This is a genomic window from Streptomyces palmae (assembly GCF_004684805.1).
Lineage (GTDB): Bacteria > Actinomycetota > Actinomycetes > Streptomycetales > Streptomycetaceae > Streptomyces > Streptomyces palmae.
Window position 1 is genome coordinate 1 of sequence record NZ_SRID01000428.1, and the last position, 5,507, is coordinate 5,507.

Here is a 5,507-nt window from a genome sequence, read left to right on the forward strand (position 1 = left end):
GCGGGGTGACGACCGGGGCGGTCCCGCCCGAGGGCTCGCCGGGGCTCCGCACCTGGGCGAGGTCGGCCAGGTAGTCGGCGTCGCTGGAGTGGTGGGGGAAGCCGGTGTCCTGGGCGGCGTCCTGAGCCGCCATGTGCGCCCCGAGTTCGTCGGTCGGGCGGGCCCCGAGCAGCTTCTGCCGGCCCCGGCCGACCGCCTCCAGGGTCTTGGCCAGCACCGCCGCCACCGCGCCCAGCTTGGTGTCCACGTACTCGTCGGCGCGCTGCCGCAGGACCATCGGGTCGGCGCTGCGCTCCGGCTCGTCGCCGGGGTCCTCGCCGAGTGCCCCGGCCGGCGCCCGGCCCAGCAGCTTCTCCCGGCCGCGGTCCACCGAACCGAGGGTCTTGGTGAGGACGACCTCGAAGTTGGCCAGCTTGCTGTCCACGTAGTCGTCGGCCTCGGCGCGGATCTCCTCGGCCTCCTGCCGGGCCTCGGTCAGGATCCGGTCCGCCTCCGTCTGGGAGCGGCGGGCGATCTCGGTGTCGGCGATCAGCGAGGCGCGCTCGGCGTGTGCGGACTCGATGATCCGCTCGGCCTCCCGGCGGGCCTCCTCGACCACCTGTTCACGGCCGCCGAGCACCTGCTGGGCCTGGGCGAGCGACCCGGGGAGCGCACCGCGCACCTCCTCCAACATGGCGAGCAGCTCGGCGCGGTTGACCACGCACGAGGCCGACATGGGCATCGACCGGGCGCTGCCGACGGCGGCGACGATCTCGTCGAGCTTCTTCGCTACGTCCACCTGGTGCTCGCCACTCTCTTCGACCGTTGGGAACGAACGGGGACGACTGTACGGCCACCGGTGCCCCATGGGACACCGGGTGGCGGCACGGCGGGGCGGTCAGCGCCGGGGCAGCCGCTCCTTGAGCGCGGCCAGCACCTGCGGGGGCACCAGGTGGGACACGTCGCCGCCCCACGCCGCCACCTCCTTGACCAGGCTGGAGGAGAGGAAGCTGTAGGTCGGGTTGGTGGGGACGAAGAGCGTCTCCACGCCCGAGAGCCCGTTGTTCATCTGGGCCATCTGGAGTTCGTAGTCGAAGTCGCTGACGGCGCGCAGCCCCTTGACGATGGCGGGGATGTCGCGCTGCTTGCAGAAGTCCACCAGAAGCCCGTGGAAGGCCTCCACCTGGACGTTCCCGTACTCGGCGGTGACCTGGCGGAGGAGGTCGATGCGCTCCTCCACGGTGAACAGACCCTGCTTCGACTTGTTGATCATCACGGCGACGTGGACGACGTCATAGAGCCGGGAGGCTCGGGCGATGATGTCGAGGTGTCCGTTGGTGACGGGGTCGAACGACCCCGGACAGACTGCGCGGCGCAACAGTGGTTCCTCGCTCTCCGGTCCGGTCATGACGCGTTGTCGCACGTCGAGGCGGCGTGACCGTACCAAAGCGTGCCCTCGCCGTAGCGACGGGCCCGCAGCCCCTCGAACTCGGCCGGCCACTGGAACTCCCCGCCCCTGGTGCTCCGCTCCACGGTGACCAGCGCCCGGGGCGCGAGCCAGCCATTGCGGCCGAGTGTGATCAGGATCTCCCGGAGCTGCTCGTCGCCCACCGCGTAGGGCGGGTCGAGGAAGACCACGTCATACGGGCCGTCGGGGGCCTGCTGGGCGCTGATCTGCTCGGCCTTGGCGGTCCGCACCTCGGCTCCGGGCAGCCCGACCGCCCGGACGTTCTCCCGGATCACCCGGGCCGCCCGGCCGTCGGACTCCACCAGCAGTACGTGCTCGGCGCCGCGGGACAGCGCCTCCAGGCCGACCGCGCCGGAGCCCCCGTACAGATCCAGCACCCGGGTCCCGTGCAGCGAGCCCAGCAGCGACTCCCAGGTGGAGAACAGGCCCTCCCGCGCCCGGTCCGAGGTCGGGCGGGTGCCGGTGCCCGGCGGTACGGACAGGCGGCGGCCACCGGCGGCGCCGGCGATCACGCGGGTCATGGCGGAAGCAGTCCTTCGGGTGGGGTGCGACGGGGCGGCGAGCGGGTCGTACCCACCGCACCACCACGATATGCCGGGCCGGCCGGGGCCCGGGCGGACCCTGGGAAACCCGGCTCAGCCCTTGTCCAGGTAGCGCTCCCGCTCGGCGTCCAGCAGCGCGTCCAACGCGGTGCGCAGGGCGGGCAGTTCGGCCAGGTCGGGATCGGCGGCGACGACCGCCGAGGCCTCCTCACGGGCCGCCGCGATCACCTCCTCGTCCTCGATCACGGCGAGCATCCGCAGGCTGGACCGCACCCCGGACTGGGCCTGCCCCAGCACATCGCCCTCGCGCCGCTGCTCCAGGTCGATCCGGGACAGTTCGAAGCCGTCCAGGGTGCCGGCGACCGCGTTCAGCCGGGCCCGGGCGGGGCTGGCCTCGGGCATCTCGGTCACCAGCAGGCACAGGCCGGGGGCCGAGCCGCGGCCCACCCGGCCGCGCAGCTGGTGCAGCTGGGAGACGCCGAACCGGTCCGCGTCCATGATCACCATGGCGGTGGCGTTGGGGACGTTGACGCCCACCTCGATGACGGTGGTGGCGACCAGCACATCCACCTCGCCGGCCGCGAAGCGCCGCATCACCTCGTCCTTGAGCTCCGGCTGGAGCCGCCCGTGCAGGATCTCCACCCGCAGCCCGCGCAGCGGCCCGGCGGCCAGTCGCTCGGCGATCTCCAGCACGGCCAGCGGCGGGCGCTTGTCGGCCGCCGCTTCTGTGGACTCGGCGGCCTCGCTGGACTTGGTGGACGTGGTGGACTCGGTGGATTTCCCGCCGCCCTTGCCGGGCCCGTTCTCGTCCAGGTCGTCGCCGATCCGCGGGCAGACCACATACGCCTGGTGGCCCGCCGCCACCTCCTCGCGCACCCGCTCCCAGGCGCGGGCCAGGAAGTGCGGCTTGTCCTGCGCGGGCACCACATGGCTGGCGATCGGGGACCGCCCGGCCGGAAGCTGGTCCAGCACCGAGGTCTCCAGGTCGCCGAAGACCGTCATCGCCACGGTGCGCGGGATCGGGGTCGCGGTCATCACCAGCAGGTGCGGGGGCTGCTTGCCCTTGGCGCGCAGCGCGTCCCGCTGCTCCACGCCGAACCGGTGCTGCTCGTCCACCACCACCAGCCCCAGGTCGTGGAAGAGCACCTTGTCCTCGATCAGGGCATGGGTGCCGATCACGATCCCGGCCTCACCGGTGGCCAGGTCCAGCAGCGCCGAGCGGCGGGCCGCGGTGCCCATCGACCCGGTGAGCAGCACCACCTTGGTGCCCTGCCCGGCTCCGTCCGGAGCGGCCGCCGGTCGCCCGCCCTCCTCGTCCGAAGGCGCTCCGCGCCACAGCCCCCAGTTGTCCGCCAGGTCGCCCATCATCTCCACGATGGAGCGGTGGTGCTGCTGGGCGAGCACCTCGGTGGGGGCCAGCATCGCGGCCTGTCCGCCGGCGTCCACCACGGCGAGCATGGCGCGCAGCGCGACCATGGTCTTGCCGGAGCCGACCTCGCCCTGGAGCAGCCGGTGCATGGGGTGCTCGGTGGCCAGGTCCTCGAAGATCTCCCGGCTGACCGTGCGCTGCCCCTCGGTGAGTTCGAAGGGCAGCCGGGCGTCGAAGGCGTCCAGCAGGCCGCCGGGGGTGGGGCGGCGGGCGACGGCGGGCAGCTGGGTGTCGCTGTGCCGGCGCCGGGCCAGGGCGACCTGGAGGACGAAGGCCTCGTCCCACTTGAGCCGTTCCCGGGCCACCGCGATGTCCGCCTTGGTGCTCGGACGGTGCACCTTGAGCAGGGCGTCCGGGAGGGTGGTCAGCCCGCGGCCGTCGCGCAGCGCGGGGGGCAGCGGGTCGGTCAGGCCCTCCCAGCCGGTGGCCTCCATGCTGTCCAGCACGGTGCCCACGGCCTTCTCGATCTTCCAGGACTCCAGCTGGGCGCAGGCCGGGTAGAGCGGTCGCTGGTGGTGCGCGAAGGCCGCCACCGCCTCCGCGCCGTCGTCCTTGCCGAGCATCTCGTACGCGGGGTGGGCGAGCTGGCGGACCTGCCGGAAGACACCGACCTTGCCGGCGAACATGCCGCGCCGCCCGGGCAGCAGCTCCTTTTGGTGGGCGTAGATCGAGCGGCCGAAGAAGACGAGCTGGAGCCGGCCGCTGCCGTCGGTGAGGGTGACCTCCAGCCGCTGGCCCTTGCCGTTGTTGAACTTCAGCACCCGGGCGTCGGCGACCTGGGCGACGACCGTGACGTGCTCGTCCAGCGGCAGGTCGGACAGCCGGGTCAGCTCGCCGCGCTCGGCGTACCGCCGGGGGTAGTGGTGCAGCAGGTCGCCGACCGTGTGCAGGTCGAGGTGGTCGGCCATCACCTTCGCGGTGTTGCCGCCGAGGATCTTCTTCAGGGGTTCGTCGAGCGCGGGCACGCTGTCCATTGCACACCACCGGTGTGACATCCGGGCGCGGACACCAGGGGCGGCGGTGTCCGGGCCGGCTACTCGACTCCGATGATCAGCGGGACCGACCGCTGTCCGCCGTGGTACACCACGGTGTCCACGGCCAGGTGTGCCGCGCGCACGTGCTGCTCCAGGCGGTCGGCGACGGCCTCGGGCACCTCCGCGCCCAGCACCAGGGTGACCAGTTCCCCGCCGGCCGCCAGCATCCGGTCCAGTACGGCCCGGGCGGCCTCGGTCAGATCACGGTGGATGACGGCCACGTCCCCGCCGATCAGGCCGAGGACGTCCCCGGCCTGGCAGACCCCGGCCATGGTCCAGGACTCGTGCTCGGCCACCACCAGCTCGGCGTACCGGGTGGCCCCCGCGGCGGCGGTCATGGCCACCATGTCCTCCTCGAAGCGCCGGGCCGGTTCGTGCACCGCGAGCGCCGCGATGCCCTGCACCGCGGACCGGGTCGGGATCAGGGCGACCCGGGTGCCCTCGCCGCGGGCCTGCTCCACGGCTGCCGCGGCGGTGTGCCGCAGGGCGTCGTCGTTGGGCAGCAGCACCACCTCGCGGGCGTGCGCCCGGCGGACCGCCTCGACCAGCTCGCCGCTGGCCGGCGGCTCCCCGGGGCGTGCGGTCACCACGATGGCGCCGGCCTCGGCGCAGAGCGCGGCCAGTCCGTCCCCGGGCACCACCGCGATCACGGCGCGGGGAGCCCTCCCCCAGGCGTCTCCCCCGGCTTCCTCCCCCGGCTGCGGCCGGGAGCCGTCCCCGGGGCGGTCCGTCCAGGGGTCCCCCGCCGCCCGCTCGGCCGCGGGTCCGCCGGTCGTCTCCCGGTCCGCCCGCCGGGTCCCGCGCGCGGCGTCGGAGGCGAAGTGGGTGATGCGGATCCGGTACGGCCGGCCGGCCTGCACCCCCGCCTCCACGGCGGCGCCCGCGTCGTCCACATGGACATGGACGTTCCACAGTCCGTCCCCGCCGACCACCACCAGGGAGTCGCCCAGGGCGTCCAGCCGGTCCCGCAGCCGGTCCACCGCGGTCTGCTCCGCCTCCAGCAGGTAGATCACCTCGAAGGCGGGGGTCGCGGGCTCGGGGCCTGCCCCGGGGCC

Annotated in this window: 5 protein-coding genes; all 5 read right to left on the reverse strand. The window is 73.9% G+C overall.

What is annotated here, in order from left to right; all coding sequences use genetic code 11:
• On the reverse strand, positions 1-778 hold a 778-nt coding region (locus tag E4099_RS28390; protein ID WP_135341989.1), incomplete at its 3' end, for an ATP synthase subunit B family protein.
• A gap of 99 nt (positions 779-877) precedes the next feature.
• Positions 878-1,387 (reverse strand): pantetheine-phosphate adenylyltransferase, encoded by a 510-nt coding sequence (gene coaD, locus E4099_RS28395; protein WP_135341990.1) that lies wholly within the window; start codon positions 1,385-1,387, stop codon positions 878-880.
• Positions 1,384-1,968: a 16S rRNA (guanine(966)-N(2))-methyltransferase RsmD gene (rsmD, locus tag E4099_RS28400; protein ID WP_135341991.1), complete on the reverse strand. Its 585-nt coding sequence runs from the start codon at positions 1,966-1,968 to the stop codon at positions 1,384-1,386. The genes coaD and rsmD overlap by 4 nt, the downstream gene beginning before the upstream one ends.
• 114 nt (positions 1,969-2,082) lie before the next feature.
• Positions 2,083-4,392: an ATP-dependent DNA helicase RecG gene (gene recG / locus E4099_RS28405; RefSeq protein WP_135341992.1), complete on the reverse strand. Its 2,310-nt coding sequence runs from the start codon at positions 4,390-4,392 to the stop codon at positions 2,083-2,085.
• 59 nt (positions 4,393-4,451) lie between these two features.
• On the reverse strand, positions 4,452-5,507 hold a 1,056-nt coding region (locus E4099_RS28410), incomplete at its 5' end, for a DAK2 domain-containing protein (protein ID WP_483414782.1).

What these genes read in the sequence shown, in the direction of transcription:
- recG (WP_135341992.1), bottom strand. Translation starts at nt 4,392, where the DNA reads ATGGACAGCGTGCCCGCGCTCGACGAACCCCTGAAGAAGATCCTCGGC.
- coaD (WP_135341990.1), bottom strand. Translation starts at nt 1,387, where the DNA reads ATGACCGGACCGGAGAGCGAGGAACCACTGTTGCGCCGCGCAGTCTGT.
- rsmD (WP_135341991.1), bottom strand. Translation starts at nt 1,968, where the DNA reads ATGACCCGCGTGATCGCCGGCGCCGCCGGTGGCCGCCGCCTGTCCGTA.